Below are 18,370 nucleotides of genomic sequence, written 5' to 3'. Positions count from 1 at the left end.
CGGGGCCACCGTCCGTGGGCGCGAACAGTCACTTACCGTGCCGCCAGGCTCTCCCGAGCCTTTGTCCCTCGCCTTCGCTGCGCAGCCGCCGCTCGGTGAAGCCCCGCAGCACCCCGGCGTCACGCACCTCGATGTCCGTGACACACGGTCGGCCACACGCGACCAGCACCCGAGGGAGTCCCTCAACATCGGCAGCTCGGGCATCATTCCCAAAGAGGTGCGCGGCGGTGGAGCTGACGAGTCGGACCGGCATGTTGCCTTCCATCATGCGCAGGGCGGCAGCCTCCGCCAGGGCCCGGTGGATATGGCATCCTCGACGACCGTGACACCGATGTGCCGGATATGGGCGTCGAGTGCCGAGTAGTGCACGCACTGTTTGGTCACATGGCCGCAGAGCACAGTCGTGTCGATGCCGTGATGGGACAGCAGATACTCGAGAGGCGTTTCGTAGAAAATCGAGTGTCGCGCCTTGATCACGAACAGTGAATTCTCGACCGGGCGAACCGGCTCCACCAGGTCCGCACGCGGGCCGCTAGGACGGTGTCGAGCAGCTCGTCGTGGTGCGACCGCCAGTGCTGGAAGTTGGCATTGACGGACCTCGGTCTCGCTCTGTCGGGCGCGCGCGATCAGCGAGGCGAGATGCGGAAGTACCTTGCGCACCGACGGCAAGAGCAGTTCGGCGTCCTCGTGCTCGTAGGAGTTGCGCATGTTGATCACGGTGAGGGCGGTTGCGGACATGCGGGCCCCGGTCAGCTCCGAACCTGACGCGCGCAGGGCGCCCTGGCGCCGGCCCTTGCACGGACCGTCACGAGGAGAGTCTCCCCATCTCTTCCAGTCATGGATCCGACCGCCCTTCGGCGAGACTTCTTCGAAAGCCTCCTCTTTCACTCTGGCGCGGTCGGCGGCGGCGCATGTGCACCCGCGGCTCCGTGCCACCCGTCCCCGGGCCCGACGGGTCAGGCTGGGTCGGCGGCGTCTCAGGCCGCGGTGGGCCGGGTCACCAGACGCAGTTGCGCCTCGCGTTCCTGATCACCTGACGTGGAACCGACTTGCTGGACCGAGAACACGGAGGTCAGGGCCGCGTGGAGCCGGGCGACCGCCCACTGGCCGCCCTGGAGGGTGACGGTGACCGGTGCCGTCAGCGGAAGCGGGGCGGCCTCGTTCGGTTCCGTCGAAACATCGGCGGTCGCAGTCCACACCATCGGGCGCTCCGCTCCCGAAGGGCGAGGCGTGTCGTCTTGCGAACGGTCGGACGTGAAGACCGAGTTGAGCGCGCTGAAGACCGTGTCCGCGTCCTGGGCGGAGCAGCCGGATACGTGCACCTGAACCCGGGCCGCACCTTGATTGGACTGGGCTGCTTCTTCCTCCACTGTTTTCCTTCCTCTGATTTTCGCTCTCTGCCTCCATGCTTCGGGACGCGGAGTCACCGAGAGCGGTCGTGTCGGCCCGAGGCGGGGCGGGACTCGATCCCGTTGCCGTTCAGCTCGTGCGGCTTCCGCCGCCGGTGTGTCCGCGGGAGGTCATCAGGTTCCCGGCGCTCCACCACGTCCCCCACCGCTTGGCCGTTCGGGAGCCGCGGTTGTTCGTCGGGACGGGGCGGGCCTGGTTCCCGGGACCTGATACGCCGTCCCCAGGCGAAGGCTCCGATCAGCAGGGCAACGACGGCGACTCCTACGCTCGTGAGCAGGGCGGCACTCGCGCTGGGGTGAGCAGCCGGTTGCGTGTTCATGTGTGAGGCGACCAAAGACAGTTGCATCATGTAAGTCGCGTACCCGGCACACCTGGACGCACGCACCGGTCACCGCTGAGGGCGGTCCCGACGAAGGGCTCGCCCTATGGTCCCGCACCCGTAAGGGCATCACGGGGCACACGCGGACCATGGACCTATGCCGCAGCGCACCCTCCACGCTCGTCCCTGCAGGTCGAGGGTGATCACTCCTCGTCCTCGCGGTAGGCGTCCATCGGCATCGGGGACGGCCTCGACCACGTGCCGGATGTGCCCCTCAGCTGCTGGGTGAGCCGATCGAGTTCGCGGAACGGGTCAGTGCGCAGCAACGTCGCGAAACGCCTCCACTGAGTTCAGGCAGAGGAGGGTTGAAGTCGCCCTGGAGCTTGCCGGCGTCAGCGCAGCACGCCGTCTTGAGCCGCCAGCCGGGCCAGGTGGTCACCGAAGCCGCCGACTGCCCTGGGTCGCAAACGACTTGAGGTCTCCACCGGGCAGTCCGAGGTGCGCAGCACCCGGTGGCCGTTGCGTTCGAGTGCGTTGACAAGTGCGAGGTCCTCTCCTACGGGGAGGGCCGGGAAGCCGCCGATCTTCTGGTACGCCTCGGCCGCGACACCGAGGTTGGCGCCGTGCACATGGGGATGGCGCCAGGGCCCTCCACCGGCGGGGCGGGAAGCGTTGTAGAGCTGATGGTGACGGTCTGCGAGCTGGTGTACCCGTGGCCACCGGGTCACGGTGACCGTGCCGATCACGGCCTCCCAGCCGGCGTGTGCCTGGTCGAGCTGGAAGGCGAGCCAGTCGGGCGGGACGGCACTGTCGGCGTCGGTGGAGGCAAGCCAGATCGCGCCGGCGGAGGTACCCAGCGAGGCCATGGCGTAGTGGGCGGCGGCGGCGCGGGCCTTCCCGGGGTTCTGGGCCCCCAGGTGCAGCACGCTCGCTCCCTGCTCGCCTGCCACCTTTTCCGTGTGGTCCACGCAGGCATCGGCCGCCACGACCGTCATCACACGCACCTCCGCAAGTGCCGGATGCCGTGTGGCAGCGTGCACGGCGGCGAGCGCCCTGGGCAGCAGCTCTTCTTCGTTGTGCGCAGGGATGAGCACCGCGATCGCTGTCGGCTTCATACCAGCCCTTCCCTCTCCGCTGCCGAGACCGGGCGGCGGCCGTCCGGGCCGACCCGGCCGAAGGTCTGCAGGACGAAGTCCGCCTCGCGGTGGTCAGCCGTCAGCAGCAGGCCGGGCACCTCTGCGAGGACCCGGGCGAGCTCAGCTCCGGTGGCCAGATGTTCTTCCACCGGGTGGTTCCAGTGAACGGTGACGAGGGTGCCACCGGGCTCCAGAGCAGCGACCGCGCGGCACATCAGAACGTCCAGCACCGCGGCGTCGAAGTAGTAGAGCAGCTCGGACAGGACGATGAGGTCGAAGGTTCCCTCCGGCCATTCCTCGGGAAGAGTGCGCTGCTCAACCCGCACATGGGAGAGGCCGGCGGTACGTCGCGCCGCTGTGGTGGCGGCCGATGCGACGCGGTCACACGCCAGCAGCGAGTCGCACCGCTCGGCGAGCCGCGACGTCAGTTCCCCCACGGAGCAGGCCGGTTCGAAGCCGCGGCGGTAGAGCGGCTGGGGGAGGGCGGCGAGGGTGAGGTCGTATTTGCGCTGCTCGTACCAGCGGTCAGCCAGATGCCAGGGGTCGGGCGAGTGCTGGTACATCTCCTCGAAATACGAGGCGGGCGTGCTCAACGGAAGACCACCTCCGAGGTGCGCAGATGGTGGGCGATCTCTTCGGGAGGCAGGATCGCGGAGTCGCCCGGCTCGGGGCCCAGCGGGCTGATCTGGCTGGTGAAGCAATTGATCGCCGCGGCCTTTCGAGCCAAGGTGGTGGGGGGAAGGGTGATGCGGGCGGCGTCGGCCCAGGGGACCCGGGAGTCGTCCGGATGCGCCCAGTGCCACATCCAGACGGGGTAGAGCAGGCAGGGCACCCCCACCGCACCCGCTGCTGTGCGGGCGGCACGGCCTGCTGCCTCGTGGTCGGCGTGGATGTCGCCCGTCCAGGGAGCGGCGCAGAGGACTGCCCCCGCCAATGTCTCGGTCAGCGCGGCGGCGACCTGGTCTTCGTGGGCGGCGACGTCGGTGTCCGGCACATGGAGCCGGATGACCTCCGCTCCGGGCGCGCCCAACTCGGACAGCGCGGCACGGGTTTCCTCGGCGCGCACGCGCGCGAGGGACTCGGGGGTCACCGCCCTGCTGTCGGGGTGTGAGCGTTCGCCGTCGGTCACGCTGACGACCGTCAGCTCCACCCCTGCCGCGGCCAGCAGGCTGATGGATCCGCCGAATCCCAGCACTTCGTCATCCGGGTGAGCCGCCACCACCACGGCACGGCCCTCGGTCGGCAGTGCGCATTCCGGCAGTGCGTCCCACCCGGCCCAGCTCCGCCACTCGCTTTCGTCCGTTCCGCGCGCCTGGATCGGGTCGGCCGGCTCCCGACCTTGTGTCGTCATCGGGTGTTCTCCGGGCGGGCGACGAGGCCACCGAGTTCCGCGAGGTTGTGCTCGGCGTGGTGCTGGCGAATGTAGACGCTCAGATCGGCGACGTTGCGCGCATGGCGCAGGTCGCGGCAGAGGGGCCCGGCGCCCGTGGCTCGGCTCACATGGCACAGCGTCGCGCTGCACACCTCTTCGATGAACGCCCGCACTCGAAGACTGCGGAGTCTTGCCGATCCGCTGTTGTCGTGTGGATCCTGGTCGATCTCGGCTGCAGCCCGGTCCAGGAGGGCGCCCGCCGCGTGGAGCTGCATGTCGACCGCGCCGAGATGAGCGTCGGTGTGCGGGTCGGGCCGGCGCTGTGCCGCGCTGCGCAGGGGCTCGGTGACCGCGAGCGCTCCGCCATACCAACAGGCGGCCACGCCGATCCCGCCGTGCTGGAAGCCCGGGCGCCGGATGTACGCCTCCACACCACCTACGGGAACGGCCGGGAGGTCGGTGATCCGTACGTCAGGGCTGTCGCTGCCGGCCATGCCGATGGCTTGCCAGGTGCCCGGAACAGGTTCACAGCCGGGGCCGTCGGTGCGAACGGCGAAAAGTCGACGGCCGTCTTCGGCTGTTGCGGTGATCAGGGCACGGGAGCAGCTGTGGGCGCCGGAGCAGTATTGCTTGAGGCCCTCCAGGCGCCAGCCCGCTTCGGTACGGGTCGCGGTGACACCTTCGCCGGGAGGTTCCGCCGCCCATACGCCCCATCGCTCTGTAGGCCCAGGTGAGGGCTCCTGGAGTTCAGCGAGGATGGCGGTGGCGTCGACATGGCCTTCGACGAGTCGGGCCAGGCAGAGGTCACGTTGAGCGACGGCCCGCAGGGCGGCGAACCGTTGCGACGTGCCCCCGGAGCCAGGCAGCGGGAATTGCACGGCCCCGGAGGCGATGTCCGCGACAACAGAGGCGAACCGTTGTGCCACCTCCTGCCGGGCTGCCCCGGGCCTGAGACCTGAATCCCTGTCCAGGCCACCGGACCCCAGGAGGTCAGCGGACAGCTGACTGGCCACCTCATGCATGCGAACTCCTTGGCTCAGGGGAGAGGCTGAGCCTGAGAGCGGCTCATGAACGGCCGGCTTTCGTACTGTGACATGGGATCGCGGAACCGGCTCGCCGAGTACGTGTGCCCCTCGCTTCCTGGCGCATGTGCCCGCCCGACAACTTTGCAGCGCGCCAGCGAGGTCTACTCGAACAGCATGGAGCGAAGCCGCTGAGGGTCAGTTGTTGGTTCAGGCACCGCTTTCCCGGTGTGCGCCGCGGGGCTGGCTAGGGGCGGTGTATCGCCCGCGGCATCGGACAATGCGGATAAGGAGTTCACGGCGTGAGAACGGCCTTGATCATGCCGTCTTCCTTGGCCTGGAAGGTCTTGTAGGCCTGTGGCCCCTCTTCGAGGGGAAGCGTGTGGGTGGCGAAGTCGTCGACTCCAAGGACGTCGGCATCGGTGAGGAGTGGGAGGATGTCGGGCACCCAGCGCTTGACGTTGGCCTGGCCCATGCGCAGCTGAATCTGCTTGTCGAACAGGGTCAGCATCGGCATGGGGTCGAGGGCCCCTCCGTAGACCCCGATGATCGAGATGGTGCCGCCGCGGCGCACGGCATCGACGGCCGTGTTGATGGCAGCCATACTGTCTACGCCTGCTCGGCCCATCACCTTCTCGCCCAGCGTGTCGGGCAGCAGGCCCGCGAACTGTTGGGCCACCTTGGCCATAGGTGTGCCGTGTGCCTCCATGCCCACCGCATCGATGACGGCGTCGGTGCCGCGGCCTCGGGTGAGGCTGCGGATCTCCTCGCCCACATTCTTTCCGTGTTCCTTCAAGTCCAGGGTGTGCACTCCCCGGGTGCGTGCCCGCGCCAGACGTTCGGGGACGAGGTCCACGCCGATGACCTTGCTCGCGCCCCGGTGCAGGGCGATGCGGGCGGCCATGTCGCCGATCGGCCCCAGTCCCAGGACCGTGACGGTCCCGCCCTGCGGGATGTCGGCGTAGGCAACGGACTGCCAGGCGGTCGGGAGGACGTCGGAGAGGTAGACGTAGCGCTGATCGGGCGGGCCGTGGGGCACTTTGACCGGGAGTGTGTTGCCGAAGGGGACGCGGAGCAACTCAGCTTGTCCGCCCGGAACTTGCCCGTAGAGTTTGGAGAAGCCGAAGAGGGACGCGCCCATTCCGCGCTCGGTGACTTGGGTCGTCTCGCATTGTGACTGAAGACCTTGGTCGCACATCCAGCAGGTGCCGCAGGAGATGTTGAAGGGTACGACGACCCGGTCCCCGACCGACAGGGCGGTGACCTCCGGCCCGACCTCCTCAACGACTCCCATCGGCTCATGGCCGAGAATGTCACCGGGATCGAGGTACGGCCCGAGTACCTCGTAGAGGTGCAGGTCAGACCCGCAGATGCCGGTCGACGTGATGCGAACGATGATGTCGGTCGGATCCACGATCTTGGGGTCGGGGACCGTGTCGACGCGAACGTCGCGCTTGCCGTGCCATGTCAAAGCCCTCATGACGCCTCCTTCGAGTTGCGGTGGCCTTCCTGACCGTTTTTGCCCACTTAGCCCATAATCGGCACAGGGTGGGCGGCAGGGTATCCGCCAGCGGTGGCGAGAGAGGTGTCGCGGTGACCCGGGACGGTCGCTACCAGTAGCGCTTCTTGCGTGCTCAGAGGGCGAGGAGAGAGTCCTCATGCACCTGAGCTCCCGGAAGCTGGTGGTAAGCGGCGATCAGGGCCGCATCCACATCGCAGGTGCCGGTGGAGATGCACAGAGCACAAGCGACATCTATCATCGGCCCACTCGGCTCCCGGTTGCCGCGTTCTGTCTGGACGGCTTGTAGGGCCTCGTACTCGCCCACGAGCTCGCGCAATAATGCCGGGTGGGCCATCAGCATGCCGACTCCTCAGTCTGGGGTTCCAACGTTGTCGGCGGATACTCACGCCGGTACCCGAGGCGCTCACACTCATGTGCCGGAACCCGGCGCATCCGAGGAGACGCCACCCCGTCGTTCCCGGTGTGGGTCGAATCGCGGTTCGGCACTGCTGGTCAGCCGAACAGGAGCGGGGAACGGTTAATTCCATTTGCCGCCGGGAGTCCGTCTCGCCTGGACCTGTAATCCCTGCGGATTCGACAACTTGCTTGAGAGCTCTCGCCCCGAGGAGGGGCCCCATCGAGGCGAGAGGAACCCTCACTTTTCAGCAGATACGTCAATTGGCTCCGTGTGCGGTACACCAAGACGAGGTGAGCTACTGACCGACAACAGCATCCCACCGGGTTCAGTTCAAGTAGCCCACAAGGCTTGCCCACAGGCAACCGCTTGCACAGCATCATCACCCAAATGGCTCAGTGCATAAGACCGTGTCCCTAGGTGGGGACGTGGTTGTTGGTCTGCGTAGGGGCGGGGTGCGTGGAGTTGGATTGTTCCGGACGGGCTGTGGGAGGTCGCGAAGTCGTTTATCCCTCCGTCGAAGGCGCGGCCGCAGGGTGGCGGGACACAGGACACGCCTGATGTGACGCTGTTCACAGCATGCGAGCGCGCAGGGAAAGCGTCGTGGCGTGCTGTTGTTCAATCCCGGCGGTCCTGGTGCTGCGGGTTTGAAGTGGCCGCTGCTCATGAAGTGGGACCTGCCCAAGGCTGTGCAGAGCCAGTACGACTTGGTGGGCTTCGACCCCCGAGGTGTCGGGGAGAGTACGCCTGTCACTTGTGGGCTCAAGCCGGAGGAGCAGGAATCGGCCCCGCGCCCCTACAAGCCGGAGACCTTCAGCAAGGACGTTGCTTGGTCGCAGGCAGTCGCTCATAAGTGTCGCCGTAAGGCGGGGGCAAGATTCAGCACATCACTACTCGCAACACTGCGCGGGACATGGACGTTGTGCGGTCGGTGCTGGGGAGAAGAAGATCTCCTATGTGGGGTACTCCTACGGCACCTACCTCGGCGCTGTGTACAGTCAGAAGTTTCCCAGCCGCGTTGACCGGCTCGTCCTGGACAGCGCGGTCGACCCGAAGCGGATCTGGCGGGGCATGACCCAGATATGGGGCTCGGCCGCCGAACCGGCCTTCACACGTTGGACGCAGTGGACCGCACAGCGCGCGGCCACCTACAAGCTCGGAGCCACTCCGGCCGAAGTACGCAAGACCTTCTGGGACCTGGTCACCCAGGCCAACCGCAAGCCCATCAAACTCGACGGAGAGACGTACACCGGGGCCCTCATCCGTGCCCAACGGGATGAATTCTTCACCGTCCAGCGAGCCGCCGAATGGGTCCGCGACCTCAAACGCGCCAGTGACAGCAGCCCGGCCACCGGCTCCCGGACAGCTCAAGGTCCACGCACACAGCCGAGGACCGCTGGGGCAACGACGACAACAGTGATGCCGTGTTCTGGGCGGTCACCTGCGGTGACACCGCATCATGGCCTCGCGACCCCCGGCAGTATCGCGACGACGCAGTACGCGACAAGAAGCGCTACTCGCTGTACGGGGACTACGCCTCCAACATCAAACCCTGCGCCTTCTGGCCGGCCAACCTCGAACCTGAAACGATCATCGGCAACAGCACCAAAGCCCTCATCAGGTCGCCTTGCAGGTGGAAGTCCGACCCCTGCTCCAAGCCGCTGCCCATCTTGTGAATGCTGGTCACACACACATCCGCCCGCGCGTCCATCGCCCACGTTGGCAGATCCGGGTGAAAGGGCAGATGCGCACCCCATGCTTCGTCAACGACCAGTGGCCTGCCCCGGCGATGGCAGACGTCCGCGATCGCGCGAAGGCCAGCGCAGGAACCGTAGGGGGTAGGGCTGGTGACCAACGCGCCCTTGGCATCTGGTTCGGCGGCAAATGCCGCCTCGAAGTCCGCGGCGGATGGGGGGTGAGCCACATGGAGTTCGGCATCCCATCGAGGCTCTACCCACACTGGTTGAATGCCGGAGAGGATCAGGCCGGAAACCACGGATTTATGCGCGTCACGGCCGATCAGCAACTTCTCGTGAGGATGGGCCACGGAGAGCATGTCGGCCTTCACCGACAGGGAGCTGCCGCAAGTGGAGAAGAAGGTGTGGGCAGCGTGCACTGCGTCGGCACTTCCAACTCGGGACACTGGGGACCGCGCGTTTCGGTTCCCGCCGGGTGCGGCCGGGGGCTGGAATCCACCTCCGAAGCGCGCTGCGCCAATCGGGCTAATTCGCTCCCCAACTGTGGTGCGTCGTCCGGCCGTGCAATTCAATTGGTGCTATCGACGGTGGGGTGCCCATCCCCTGTCGGGGGACCAGGGACGACTGCCGTTATGCGGCGAATTCGTCCTGTTCTTCAGGGCACCCTCGGCAGGTGAGCACGCTCGGAGAGTCTTCATTCCTCCGGCGTGTGTCAGCCCCACCTCCTTCACGGAGCCTTTGAAAGGGGCTGCCATCATGGCAATCACTCTGGTGCTCAACGCGCCTACAACCGTAGCGGGCCAGACCTTCACCGCCACCGCCAGCGGTGCCGCTGCCGGCGAACCGATCACCTTCACGTACGACGCGGCGCTCCCTCAGGTCCTCAACGCCAACGCAGCTGGTGTGGCGGTCGCCACCTTTACGGCGACCACGACAGGACCGGTTGTAGCCGCCGGCACCATCAATGGAACCGCCTTCGCCACGGAGACCGTTACCGCAGCGCCGGCCTGTGTGATCACGGTGACGCCGTCGCCCGCCAACCCGACCACGGGCCAGCCGGTGACCCTCACCACCACCGTCACCTGCAACGGCGTCCCGGTCAACGGTGCGGTGGTGCAGCTCACCACCCCCAACGGCAGCTTCGTCGGCATCACCGCCGGGGGGGTAGGGGCCGCCCTGAACGTGGGCGCGCTGCCTCTCGGTGGCAACGCCGTCACGGCCACGGTGGTCGGCTTCACGGGGGTCCCCCCCACCTGCCTGTGCATCGGCAACACCATCACGACGACCGTGACCGTCACCGCCGCCGCGACCTGCGCGGTCGCGCTGACGTCGTCGCCCACCAACCCGACCGCGGGCCAGCCGGTGACCCTCACCGCCACCGTCACCTGCAGCGGCTCCCCCGTCGGGGGCGCGACGGTCAACTTCACCGGACCCGGCGGACTGTCAGCCACTGCCACCACCAACGCCTTGGGCGTGGCCACCACGACCACCAGCGCACTGCCCGCCGGAGCCAACACCGTCACCGCTACGGTGAACGCCGTGGGCGGCACCTGCACCTGCACCAACGTCACCGCCACCACGGTCGTGACCGTCGGCGCTGCCGGGACCTGTGCGGTGGCGCTGACCGCGGTGCCCACCAACCCGACCGCGGGCCAGTCGGTGACCCTCACCGCCGCCGTCACCTGCAGCGGCGCCCCCGTCGTCGGCGCGACGGTCCTCTTCAGCTCCGGCGCCACGATCCTGGGCAGCACCACCACCACGGCCACCGGCCAAGCCGTCGTGACCACCAGCGCGTTGCCCTCCGGGACCAACGCCGTCACGGCCACGGTGATCGGCGAAGGCTCCACCTGCACCTGCACCGGCGTCACCGGCACCACGACGGTGACCGTCGGCCCCTCGCAGACCTTCACCGCGCGCCCGGCCTGCTACACGCTGAACTTCCCCCCGCTGCCCTGGTCCTTCGCCCACGCCACGCTCACCGTGACCGGCGCGACCCCGGGATCAACGGTCACCTTCCACTCCGACGGAGCCGGCGGCCCCGTGCTGTGCACCGCCGTGGCAGACAGCTTCGGCAACGCCAGCTGCGTCGCCACCCTGAGCATCTTCCAGCTGCTCTCCGGCTACACCGCAACCACCCCCGTGCCCGGAGGGTTCCTCACCTCCTCCAGCACCCTGCTCCCCTGCATCTGACCCACCACCCCTGGTGGGCACGGCTGACAGTGCGCGGTTGCTGACCCCGAACCGCTGAACCAGATAGCACAGATCAGCCCCCACAAGAGCCGTCCCCCGTAACGCAACTACGGGGGACGGCTCGAGTCACAAGGGTAGCCCCAGAGGCGCTGCGCCGAGCCGATGCCAGGCGCCCCTGGACCCCACGAGGAGGCCGGAGCGGACGCCTGTGCCCGACCCACACAGGCCCCTGCGGGCGACCATCACGACGCCGTGTCCGGCCCCCCGGCCCCTCACCGAGAGAGCGACAAAAGGAGTACGACATGGGCTGCAATTGCGGCGGAGGCACGCCACAGCAACAGCAACAAACCATCACTGCCTTTCAGTTGGTCCTTCCCAACGGCACCGTTCGCGTGTACTACACGTGGCAAGAAGCGCACGCCGCCTACCAGCGGGCGGGCGGAGTCGGCACCATCGTCCCCGTGTACCAGTAACCGACTCCGGCCGGCGCGCCACCAGTTCCGCGACGGCATTGACCGAACGGCAACTCTGCCGACGCCGCGGGCCCGTGCTCCGGCCGACCGGTCAGCCGGGGCCGCCGTCCCTTCCCGCCCGTGCCGGGAGGACGGCCGGCCCCGGCCTTCACTCTGCCAATTCGTCCAGACACCCTCACGGTTAGGGGACGGACTTCATGACGCTTCCAGAGTTTCTTCTCTCCCTCGGCGCCACGTGCCGCCTCACCAGATTCATCACGAAAGACACGTTGGCAGCGGGTTTCCGCTCATGGATCGCCGACCGCTTCGGCGACGACTCCAAGCTCACCTACCTGGTCAGCTGCAGCTGGTGCACGAGCATCTGGATGGCCGCCGCAATGACCGCCGCCATGCACTGGGCCGGCGGCAGCCTCGCGCTGCAACTCACCACCACCGCCCTGTCGCTCTCCTACGTCGCCGGGCTCGCCTCGCGCTGGCTCGACTGAGCGTCGCAGGCGTCACAACTGTCACGGTGGAGCAGGCGCACACCCCGGCTCTCCGCCAGTGCGCCTCTACTGACCGTGAAGGCGGGGTGTCGTAGGGGCTGACGATCGGTGATCGTCGCGGTATGCCGGGTGTATGAGTTATCCGCAGGGTGGGGTCTGACCGCGGAGAGGCAGGCGTTCCGCGAGCAGGTCCGGATGGAAGCAGTCGCAATGTTCGCCGAGGGGCGGGGCAGCGCGGACATCGCGAAGGAGTTACGGGTCAGCGTCCGGTCGGTCCAGCGTTGGCGGCGGGCCTTGAGCCAGAACCACAACTGCTCGATCAAGCCACACCGACCACCGCCGCGCCCTCGACACCGCGCGCGACGTCCGCGAGAGCGTCCGAGCAGCCGTCAGCTCACAGTTGAATGCCCGCGGCAGAACAGGAACCGCACCATCGTCGTCACCGTGACCCGCATCAACGGAGACCGCGCACGGCTGCACCTGTGCGGCCCACCTCTAAATGGCTCAGGGAGGGCGGGAGCGCCGGTCGACAGGCTGTTGGCCGGATTCGGCCGCTACTCCTTCGCTGTGAACACCACCGAATTCCGGGGATCGAGCCGATGCAGAAGCGAAGGACTCCCGTGGCGACGAACTCACTGGCTGGCGGTGTCGCGGACTAGGCCGAGATCAGAGTCCAGCCGGCGAGTGTGACCGTCGCCGTGGAAGGGGCGGATCTCTCTGACCAGTCACCGGGTGAGGGAGCAGCCAGAGGTCCCTGGCCATGGGGGGTGCGCCTCCACTCGCGAAGGGCATACCTCTCCTCGGCCTGGTGAGGAAGGTGCGAGGCGGGAGCCTGGACGGTCAGGCGCACCAGGTCAGCGATTGAGTAGGTTGGCAGCACTCGCGCGGCATCAGCTCCCAAGCGTGTGGTCACCTGGTCGGGCCGATCTCACGGTCCGTGACGACGTACAGATCGGTGACGTTGTCCGGCACCGGAATTGCCACGGCATCCGCTGCGGCTGCTTGGCCGGTCTCGCGATTGGTCTGCTCGTGATCGTCGGCGAGCGCGTCGTCGGCTAGTTCGTAAGGTTCGGCATAGACGGCCTCGATCATCTCGGCGACGTCCCCGGGCACGTCGACCGGTGCTCCGCAGCGTTTGCCGAGTTCGTCGCGGGTCCGACGCAGCAGCGCCTGGTCGTAGACCTCGCCATGCTTGCGGCAGAAGTTGCCCGGGCGGCGCGAGAACTACGAGTGGAGGTTTCAAAGGACCGTTGTGCGTTTGCCAAGCTCGGCGAGGTGATCTCCGGGGTGAGCTGGACAAGGCGGGCTGGGCGAGTCGACATGCATGCGGCAGCGTGGTGCTGCTCCCTGCGGCCGTGTGTGGTCGGAGGGAGCAGCAGGGGCGGCGCAGGCAGGGTCAGTGGAGTCGGAAAGGCTCGGCTCCTCGTCTGCCTTGGCTCCGGCGCGGGCACTGGCAACAGGCGCGTGCCGGTGGCGTTGACGCCGCGTGTTGGGGTGGGGGTGGTTAGACGGTGAGGACGCCGGCGTGAGCGGTGGAGGGTTGGAGGGTGGGGGTGCCGGCGAAGGTGGCGTCGTAGCCGCCGTTGAGGAGGATCAGGGGCAGGCTGAGGACCTCCGGGAGTCGGGCGGTGCCGGTGGCGTCGGTGCCGGCGGTCCCCAGGACGTGGCCTCCGGTGCTGAAGGTGTGGTCTGGCCCGGGACGGGAAGACCGGTGACGTTGTCGGTGAGAGTGGCGGACAGGAACGGGAAGTGCAGCTGGAGGGGGAAGAGTTGGACGAGGGCGGGGGTGGCGGTCAGCTGGTGGGGTGGATGGGGTTGGTGTAGGTGAATGCGGCGGGCAGGCTCGCGGTGCCGCCGCTGGGGGTGGTGACGGTGACCGTCGCCGCTCCGGCGACACCGGCCGGGGTGAGGGCGGTGATCTGCGTGCATCCGGGGTTGACCGTGACACCTGTGGCGGGGACGCCGCCGATCGTGACGTCGGCACCGGCCAGGCTGGTGCCGGTGATCGTCACGACAGTGCCGCCCGCGGTCGGCCCGCACGCCGGGCTGATGCCGGTCAGTGTCGGGTAGGGAGGGAAGACAGTGACGTTGCTCGAACCGAAGTTGGTGACGTAGATGTTGCCGTTGGGCCCACCGCCACGTATTGCGGGTTGGTGTGGGCGGGGAGGGTGGCGACGACGGTGTTGGTGACGCTGTCGATCACCGTCACTTTGCCCGACACGCGATTGGGGACGTAGATCTTGCCGGTGGGCGCCGCCACCGTCTCGTACGGGTTGGTGCCGGCGGGGAGGGTGGTGATGACGGTGTTGGTGGCACCGTTGATCGCCTTCACGTTGGCCGAGGTGGAGTTGTTGACGTAGACGTTGCCGTTGGGCGCCACCGCCGCCCCGGTCGGTTGGGTGCCGACTGGGATGGTGGTGCACGCCAGCGCGAGCAACGCGCTGGGCATCGCACCGGCCATGGCGGCGCTGGCCAGGGCGGGTGAGTGGCCCGACAGCTGGGGCATCGCCCGGCTACTGCTGCTGCGGCAGACGCCCCCGAAGCCGGCCCTGGGAGGGGAGACGAGGCCCCCTGTGGCAACCACGGCAGATCGTTCACACTCATGAGAGCCCTTCGCGAGACGAGTGGGGCCACCCGTGGTTCCGCGCCGCGACACGGGGCGGAACCCGGCCTTGTGGCTCTCTCCTCCCGAAATGGGCACACCACCGGGCACACGCGAGCGCACGCCATGGGCTACCCATCTTTGGGGAGGGATGGGCAGCCCACCGGTTCGCCTCCAGTAGCCCACCGGAGCGTCAACACAGGCAATGGACCTGACAGCAGTTCATCCAAATGGTCCAGCGGATGAGCACACCACGGCGATCTACCGATCCACCCTCACTCCAAAGTGCCACGACATGCACTCCAGACGCCGGCGCGGCAGCCGTTGGAGCCGCCCACGTCGGCCGCGGCCAGCAGCTGGCCAGCGCGCGAGGAGTCGCCCGGCCACGGCGTTCTGGGTGCGCGGCAGCGGCTGCTGCCCGGCGTCGTTGGGATGCACGGTCTGTGCGCTCATGAATCCTTCCTCTCACCCGGCCTGTACCGGTCCGGGGCAGGCGGCTGACTATCGGCCAGTGTCAGTGTGGGGTGGGGTGCGGTCGTGGCGGAGTTCGTGAGGGTGTCGAGTCGGGTGGCGAGGTCGGGGTGGGTGGTCAGGTGGGGGCGGGTGGCGTTGAGGGGGTGGAGGAGGGCTGCGGGGTCGTTGTGGGCGAGGGCGGCGTCGAGTTGGCGGAGGGGTTGGCGGGCGGCGGTGGGCAGGTCGGTCAGGGTGGTGATCTGGGCGGCGATGCGGCGCAGGTCTGCGGCGTTGTGGCGGGCCCAGGCGGCCTGTGTGCGGTCGGCGGCCCGGCGTTCGCGGGTGGCCCGGACGCGTTGTTCGCCGGTGGTGCCGGTGGGTCCGGGGCGGTTGCGCAGGTAGCGGCGTTCGGCGGCCTGGCGGCTGGTGACGCCGAGGGGGTGGGCGAGGTCGGCCCAGCTGGCGCCGGCGTGGCGGGCGGTTTCGATCAGGCCGGACTCCCATCCGGAGAGTTCCTCGCGGATGTGCCGCAGGAGCAGGAGGGAGGCCAGGGCTTGTTCCGGGCCGCTGGCGGGGGCGCCGCGGGCGCCTGGGGCCTCGTGCTGAGCGGCGCGCAGTTCGTCGTTGATGGCTTCCAGGGCCGCTGCGGCGGCGAGGGAGGATGCCGGTCCCTGGGCGTCGGTGCGGGCAGAGGCTGGCTGGTCAGCTGCTGTCATAGAAACCTCAGAACGCGTCATCGTTTGGACGACGCCAAGTTTGTCATCGATTGGATGACATGGTACAACGGTTTCAGTGAAGCGCATTGGCAGGTACTGCCCGAACCTTCTGGAGGTGTTTCGCGATGTTGATGCGCACCGACCCCTTCCGCGAACTCGACCGCCTCACCCAGCAGCTGACCAGCTCGGGTACCTGGACCCGACCTTCCGCGATGGCGATGGACGCCTACCGCGAGGGCGACGAGTACGTGGTGGCCTTCGACCTTCCCGGCGTCAGCACGGAGGTGATCGACATCGACGTCGAGCGGAACATGCTCACCGTCAAGGCGGAGCGCCGCCCTGCGGCGAAGGCCGACGGCGTGAAGATGGATCTGTCCGAGCGGCCGCTGGGCATCTTCTCCCGCCAGATCATGCTCGCCGACACACTGGACACCGAGCGCATCGCAGCCGACTACGAGGCCGGAGTGCTCACCCTGCGCATCCCGATCGCCGAGCGCGCCAAGCCCCGCAAGATCGCCATCGGCGGGGAGTCCTCCCGCAAACAGATCTCCGGCTGAGCCCCGACCACGGCGCTACTCGCAGCGGAAGACGGGCCGCTCACCCGTCCTCCGCACCGGAAGAGTGAAGGCGGCGGCCATCATGACCTTGCGATGTGAAGCGTTTGTCGACCGAGTGAAGGAACGCGGCGAATACGGGAGCAGCCCCGAGGCGGACCGCGCGGCCCGGGTGGTGCTCGCCCTGCTCGGGGCACATCTGGTCGGCGCGGTGCGTGCCCAGCTGGCGGCGCGTCTGCCGGAAGCCTTCGCCCTGATCCTGCTCAACCCGCTGCAGAGCGCCGAACCGCTCTCACCGGAGCGCTTCGTGCGGGCGACGGCCGCCTGGATCGAGGGAGCCACCGAACAGACCGCAACCTGGGACGTCAGCGCCGTCCTCAGCACGGTGGCCGACGCGGCCGGCGACGACCTCCTCGAGCAGATCCTGCTCCAGCTCCCCGCAGGCTACGACCTCCTCTTCGGCCATCCCCAGACCACCTGACAACCCCGCCGGTGCCCGGCGCTCCGCCGGGCACCGGCACCAGACTTCCACTACCGAAAGGCGACCACGCAGTGATGTCCGACCTGCGCGCACCCCTCCAGCACCCGCCGGTTATGACGTTCGATCAGGTCTTGGAGAAGGTCCGCTACGAAGGCGCCTACCCCACCCGTGAACGGGCCGAAGAAGCCGTGCGCCTGACCCTTGCGGGCCTCGGCCGCCAGCTGACGGGCGACGAACGCGTCGAGCTCGCCGCCCGCCTGCCCTTCGAGGCCGCCTCCCTCCTGACCGCACAGATCCCCGACACCCAGCCCCTGACCGGCTGGGCCTTCGTCAAAGACCTCGCTTCCCGCACCGGTGCGAGCGCAGCCACGACCCGCTGGGACACCGGCTCCGTCCTGACCACCGTCGCAACCCTGGCCGGCCCCGACCTCCTCACCCGCATCCTGCGCCGTCTACCCTCCGGCTACGCCCTGCTGTTCGGCCGCGCCGAACTCAAACACGTTGAGCCGGGGCCCCGCGGCGCGGCGGAGCCGGTTGGCGATCGCCAGTCCCAGCCCCTCCTCCGTCGGCAGCGACGCGACGATCAGGTCGCAGCCCCGCCGGTCGAGTTCGCGCAGGGATCCGTATAGCCTGCGCGCGTAGGCGGCCGTCGAGGCGGGGACCGCCACGACGGCGTGCGCCTTCATCGGAGTGTCGGCGAAGGCAGCAGGAAGGAATACGCCCACCCGGTGCCCGAGCTCCTGAGCGAGTTCCGCTTCGGCGACGACCTTCTCGGGCTCGACGAGGACGACCCGCGCACGCGGCGCGTAGTGGGACGGATGCTGGCCCGGCACCCGGACCCTGCTGGTCGAGGGGACCGCGAGTGCGTATCCCAGCGCCGCTTCGAGGTCCTCGCGTGTCACCCCGCCGGGCCGCAGGACGGTCGGGATCTCGCCGGTGGCGTCAACGATGGTCGACTCGACGCCGACCTCGCAGCGGCCGCCGTCCAGCACGAAGTCGACCCTGTCGCCGAGCTCGGCACGGACATGGTCCGCCGTCGTGGGGCTGACCGAGCCGAAGCGGTTGGCGGAGGGGGCTGTGACACCGCCGCCGAAGGCCGACAGCAGCGCGAGCGCGACGGGATGGTGGGGCACGCGCACGGCCACCGTCTCCAGACCCCCGGTTGCTTCGAGGGGCACGCGGGGACCGCGTCGCAACACCAGCGTGAGGGGCCCCGGCCAGAAGTGCTCGGCCAGCAGGCGCGCGGTGGCCGACACGTCCTGGACCCAGTCGTCCAGGTGTTCCGCGCTGGCGATGTGGACGATCAGCGGGTGGGAGGGCGGACGTTCCTTGACCTGGACGATGCGCGAGACGGCGGCGGAGTCCTCGGCGTTGGCGCCCAGACCGTAGACCGTCTCGGTCGGAAGGGCCACCAGGCCGCCGGCGCGCAACACGTTGGCCGCCTTCTCGATGTCACTGGTTCTTGCCGTCACCTCGCAATTCTAAGAGCGCGAAGGACCGGCCACGCTCATGATCGGTTCCATTGCCCCAAGTCCGAGGAAAGT

20 protein-coding genes and 5 pseudogenes are annotated in these 18,370 nt (G+C 68.4%); 9 read left to right on the top strand and 16 right to left on the bottom strand.

The window, feature by feature from the left end; translation table 11 throughout:
• Positions 1-264: 264 nt before the first annotated feature.
• From IEY78_RS11870 to IEY78_RS11830, 10 genes and pseudogenes are all read right to left on the bottom strand, one after another.
• Complete coding sequence (locus IEY78_RS11870; RefSeq protein ID WP_189097627.1) at positions 265-708, bottom strand: cysteine hydrolase family protein; 444 nt, start codon at positions 706-708, stop codon at positions 265-267.
• Between the two features lie 269 nt (positions 709-977).
• Positions 978-1,202, bottom strand: a complete 225-nt coding sequence (locus IEY78_RS11865; RefSeq protein ID WP_229699883.1) for a hypothetical protein — start codon at positions 1,200-1,202, stop codon at positions 978-980.
• A 221-nt stretch (positions 1,203-1,423) separates the two neighbouring features.
• Entirely contained in the window at positions 1,424-1,729 is a 306-nt protein-coding gene (locus IEY78_RS34350; RefSeq protein ID WP_229699882.1) for a DUF6479 family protein, read from the bottom strand.
• A 206-nt stretch (positions 1,730-1,935) separates the two neighbouring features.
• A pseudogene (locus tag IEY78_RS11860) lies at positions 1,936-2,055 on the bottom strand (Hsp20/alpha crystallin family protein); the annotation flags it as partial.
• 66 nt (positions 2,056-2,121) lie between these two features.
• Positions 2,122-2,844, bottom strand: a complete 723-nt coding sequence (locus IEY78_RS11855; RefSeq protein WP_189097626.1) for a glycosyltransferase family 2 protein — start codon at positions 2,842-2,844, stop codon at positions 2,122-2,124.
• Complete coding sequence (locus IEY78_RS11850) at positions 2,841-3,458, bottom strand: SAM-dependent methyltransferase (protein WP_229699881.1); 618 nt, start codon at positions 3,456-3,458, stop codon at positions 2,841-2,843. Before IEY78_RS11850 ends, IEY78_RS11855 begins: the two co-directional genes overlap by 4 nt.
• Positions 3,455-4,216 (bottom strand): PIG-L deacetylase family protein, encoded by a 762-nt coding sequence (locus IEY78_RS11845; RefSeq protein ID WP_189097625.1) that lies wholly within the window; start codon positions 4,214-4,216, stop codon positions 3,455-3,457. Before IEY78_RS11845 ends, IEY78_RS11850 begins: the two co-directional genes overlap by 4 nt.
• The gene (locus IEY78_RS11840) at positions 4,213-5,259 is read right to left on the bottom strand and encodes an acyl-CoA dehydrogenase family protein (protein ID WP_229699880.1); all 1,047 of its coding nucleotides are present in this window, start codon (positions 5,257-5,259) and stop codon (positions 4,213-4,215) included. The genes IEY78_RS11845 and IEY78_RS11840 overlap by 4 nt, the downstream gene beginning before the upstream one ends.
• A gap of 295 nt (positions 5,260-5,554) precedes the next feature.
• Positions 5,555-6,739, bottom strand: coding sequence for a zinc-dependent alcohol dehydrogenase (locus IEY78_RS11835; RefSeq protein ID WP_189097624.1), 1,185 nt, complete (start codon positions 6,737-6,739; stop codon positions 5,555-5,557).
• A 154-nt stretch (positions 6,740-6,893) separates the two neighbouring features.
• Positions 6,894-7,121: a DUF5133 domain-containing protein gene (locus IEY78_RS11830; RefSeq protein WP_189097623.1), complete on the bottom strand. Its 228-nt coding sequence runs from the start codon at positions 7,119-7,121 to the stop codon at positions 6,894-6,896.
• Positions 7,122-7,644: 523 nt separating this feature from the next.
• Here IEY78_RS11830 and IEY78_RS11825 point away from each other — a divergent pair.
• Both IEY78_RS11825 and IEY78_RS34975 read left to right on the top strand, forming a co-directional pair.
• A pseudogene (locus IEY78_RS11825) lies at positions 7,645-7,756 on the top strand (IS5/IS1182 family transposase); the annotation flags it as partial.
• Between the two features lie 148 nt (positions 7,757-7,904).
• Positions 7,905-8,213, top strand: a pseudogene (locus tag IEY78_RS34975) (alpha/beta fold hydrolase); the annotation flags it as partial.
• Between the two features lie 562 nt (positions 8,214-8,775).
• Here IEY78_RS34975 and IEY78_RS11815 read toward each other — a convergent pair.
• A pseudogene (locus tag IEY78_RS11815) lies at positions 8,776-9,300 on the bottom strand (ornithine decarboxylase); the annotation flags it as partial.
• 328 nt (positions 9,301-9,628) lie between these two features.
• On the opposite strand from IEY78_RS11815, the gene IEY78_RS11810 reads away from it, so the two are divergent.
• From IEY78_RS11810 to IEY78_RS34345, 4 genes are all read left to right on the top strand, one after another.
• Entirely contained in the window at positions 9,629-11,062 is a 1,434-nt protein-coding gene (locus IEY78_RS11810) for an Ig-like domain repeat protein (RefSeq protein WP_189097622.1), read from the top strand.
• 302 nt (positions 11,063-11,364) lie between these two features.
• Positions 11,365-11,535, top strand: a complete 171-nt coding sequence (locus IEY78_RS35245) for a DUF7196 family protein (protein ID WP_444544915.1) — start codon at positions 11,365-11,367, stop codon at positions 11,533-11,535.
• A 269-nt stretch (positions 11,536-11,804) separates the two neighbouring features.
• Entirely contained in the window at positions 11,805-12,020 is a 216-nt protein-coding gene (locus IEY78_RS11805) for a DUF1360 domain-containing protein (RefSeq protein ID WP_229699879.1), read from the top strand.
• Between the two features lie 195 nt (positions 12,021-12,215).
• Positions 12,216-12,710 carry a helix-turn-helix domain-containing protein gene (locus tag IEY78_RS34345; protein WP_373294141.1) on the top strand — a complete coding sequence of 165 codons (495 nt, stop codon included), beginning with the start codon at positions 12,216-12,218 and terminating at the stop codon, positions 12,708-12,710.
• Between the two features lie 219 nt (positions 12,711-12,929).
• On the opposite strand, the gene IEY78_RS11795 is transcribed toward IEY78_RS34345, so the two are convergent.
• The 4 genes from IEY78_RS11795 to IEY78_RS11780 form a co-directional block, all read right to left on the bottom strand.
• Complete coding sequence (locus tag IEY78_RS11795; RefSeq protein ID WP_189097620.1) at positions 12,930-13,112, bottom strand: hypothetical protein; 183 nt, start codon at positions 13,110-13,112, stop codon at positions 12,930-12,932.
• A 701-nt stretch (positions 13,113-13,813) separates the two neighbouring features.
• Positions 13,814-14,032, bottom strand: a complete 219-nt coding sequence (locus IEY78_RS34820) for an IPT/TIG domain-containing protein (protein WP_268240267.1) — start codon at positions 14,030-14,032, stop codon at positions 13,814-13,816.
• Between the two features lie 44 nt (positions 14,033-14,076).
• Complete coding sequence (locus IEY78_RS11785; protein WP_189097619.1) at positions 14,077-14,526, bottom strand: YncE family protein; 450 nt, start codon at positions 14,524-14,526, stop codon at positions 14,077-14,079.
• A 545-nt stretch (positions 14,527-15,071) separates the two neighbouring features.
• Positions 15,072-15,791 (bottom strand): type III effector protein, encoded by a 720-nt coding sequence (locus IEY78_RS11780; RefSeq protein WP_229699878.1) that lies wholly within the window; start codon positions 15,789-15,791, stop codon positions 15,072-15,074.
• Between the two features lie 125 nt (positions 15,792-15,916).
• Here IEY78_RS11780 and IEY78_RS11775 point away from each other — a divergent pair, with 125 nt between their 5' ends.
• The 3 genes and pseudogenes from IEY78_RS11775 to IEY78_RS11765 all read left to right on the top strand — a co-directional run.
• Complete coding sequence (locus tag IEY78_RS11775) at positions 15,917-16,348, top strand: Hsp20/alpha crystallin family protein (RefSeq protein ID WP_189097618.1); 432 nt, start codon at positions 15,917-15,919, stop codon at positions 16,346-16,348.
• Between the two features lie 82 nt (positions 16,349-16,430).
• Positions 16,431-16,826, top strand: coding sequence for a DUF2267 domain-containing protein (locus IEY78_RS11770; protein WP_189097617.1), 396 nt, complete (start codon positions 16,431-16,433; stop codon positions 16,824-16,826).
• Positions 16,827-16,900: 74 nt separating this feature from the next.
• Positions 16,901-17,320, top strand: a pseudogene (locus IEY78_RS11765) (DUF2267 domain-containing protein); the annotation flags it as partial.
• Here IEY78_RS11765 and IEY78_RS11760 read toward each other — a convergent pair.
• Positions 17,279-18,298, bottom strand: a complete 1,020-nt coding sequence (locus IEY78_RS11760) for an L-threonylcarbamoyladenylate synthase (RefSeq protein ID WP_189097616.1) — start codon at positions 18,296-18,298, stop codon at positions 17,279-17,281. The pseudogene IEY78_RS11765 and the gene IEY78_RS11760 sit on opposite strands and share 42 nt — an antisense overlap.
• Between the last annotated feature and the right edge of the window lie 72 nt (positions 18,299-18,370).

This window comes from Streptomyces kronopolitis (assembly GCF_014646275.1).
Taxonomy (GTDB): Bacteria; Actinomycetota; Actinomycetes; order Streptomycetales; family Streptomycetaceae; genus Streptomyces; species Streptomyces kronopolitis.
This window is presented reverse-complemented; position numbering and strand designations above follow the sequence as displayed.

Bases quoted from the DNA above. Each gene is read 5' to 3' on its own strand.
- IEY78_RS11870 (WP_189097627.1), bottom strand. From the start codon at position 708: ATGCGCAACTCCTACGAGCACGAGGACGCCGAACTGCTCTTGCCGTCG.
- IEY78_RS11865 (WP_229699883.1), bottom strand. From the start codon at position 1,202: ATGGTGTGGACTGCGACCGCCGATGTTTCGACGGAACCGAACGAGGCC.
- IEY78_RS34350 (WP_229699882.1), bottom strand. From the start codon at position 1,729: ATGAACACGCAACCGGCTGCTCACCCCAGCGCGAGTGCCGCCCTGCTC.
- IEY78_RS11855 (WP_189097626.1), bottom strand. From the start codon at position 2,844: ATGAAGCCGACAGCGATCGCGGTGCTCATCCCTGCGCACAACGAAGAA.
- IEY78_RS11845 (WP_189097625.1), bottom strand. From the start codon at position 4,216: ATGACGACACAAGGTCGGGAGCCGGCCGACCCGATCCAGGCGCGCGGA.
- IEY78_RS11840 (WP_229699880.1), bottom strand. From the start codon at position 5,259: ATGCATGAGGTGGCCAGTCAGCTGTCCGCTGACCTCCTGGGGTCCGGT.
- IEY78_RS11835 (WP_189097624.1), bottom strand. From the start codon at position 6,739: ATGAGGGCTTTGACATGGCACGGCAAGCGCGACGTTCGCGTCGACACG.
- IEY78_RS11830 (WP_189097623.1), bottom strand. From the start codon at position 7,121: ATGCTGATGGCCCACCCGGCATTATTGCGCGAGCTCGTGGGCGAGTAC.
- IEY78_RS11810 (WP_189097622.1), top strand. From the start codon at position 9,629: ATGGCAATCACTCTGGTGCTCAACGCGCCTACAACCGTAGCGGGCCAG.
- IEY78_RS35245 (WP_444544915.1), top strand. From the start codon at position 11,365: ATGGGCTGCAATTGCGGCGGAGGCACGCCACAGCAACAGCAACAAACC.
- IEY78_RS34345 (WP_373294141.1), top strand. From the start codon at position 12,216: ATGGAAGCAGTCGCAATGTTCGCCGAGGGGCGGGGCAGCGCGGACATC.
- IEY78_RS11795 (WP_189097620.1), bottom strand. From the start codon at position 13,112: ATGATCGAGGCCGTCTATGCCGAACCTTACGAACTAGCCGACGACGCG.
- IEY78_RS11785 (WP_189097619.1), bottom strand. From the start codon at position 14,526: ATGCCCCAGCTGTCGGGCCACTCACCCGCCCTGGCCAGCGCCGCCATG.
- IEY78_RS11780 (WP_229699878.1), bottom strand. From the start codon at position 15,791: ATGACAGCAGCTGACCAGCCAGCCTCTGCCCGCACCGACGCCCAGGGA.
- IEY78_RS11775 (WP_189097618.1), top strand. From the start codon at position 15,917: ATGTTGATGCGCACCGACCCCTTCCGCGAACTCGACCGCCTCACCCAG.
- IEY78_RS11770 (WP_189097617.1), top strand. From the start codon at position 16,431: ATGACCTTGCGATGTGAAGCGTTTGTCGACCGAGTGAAGGAACGCGGC.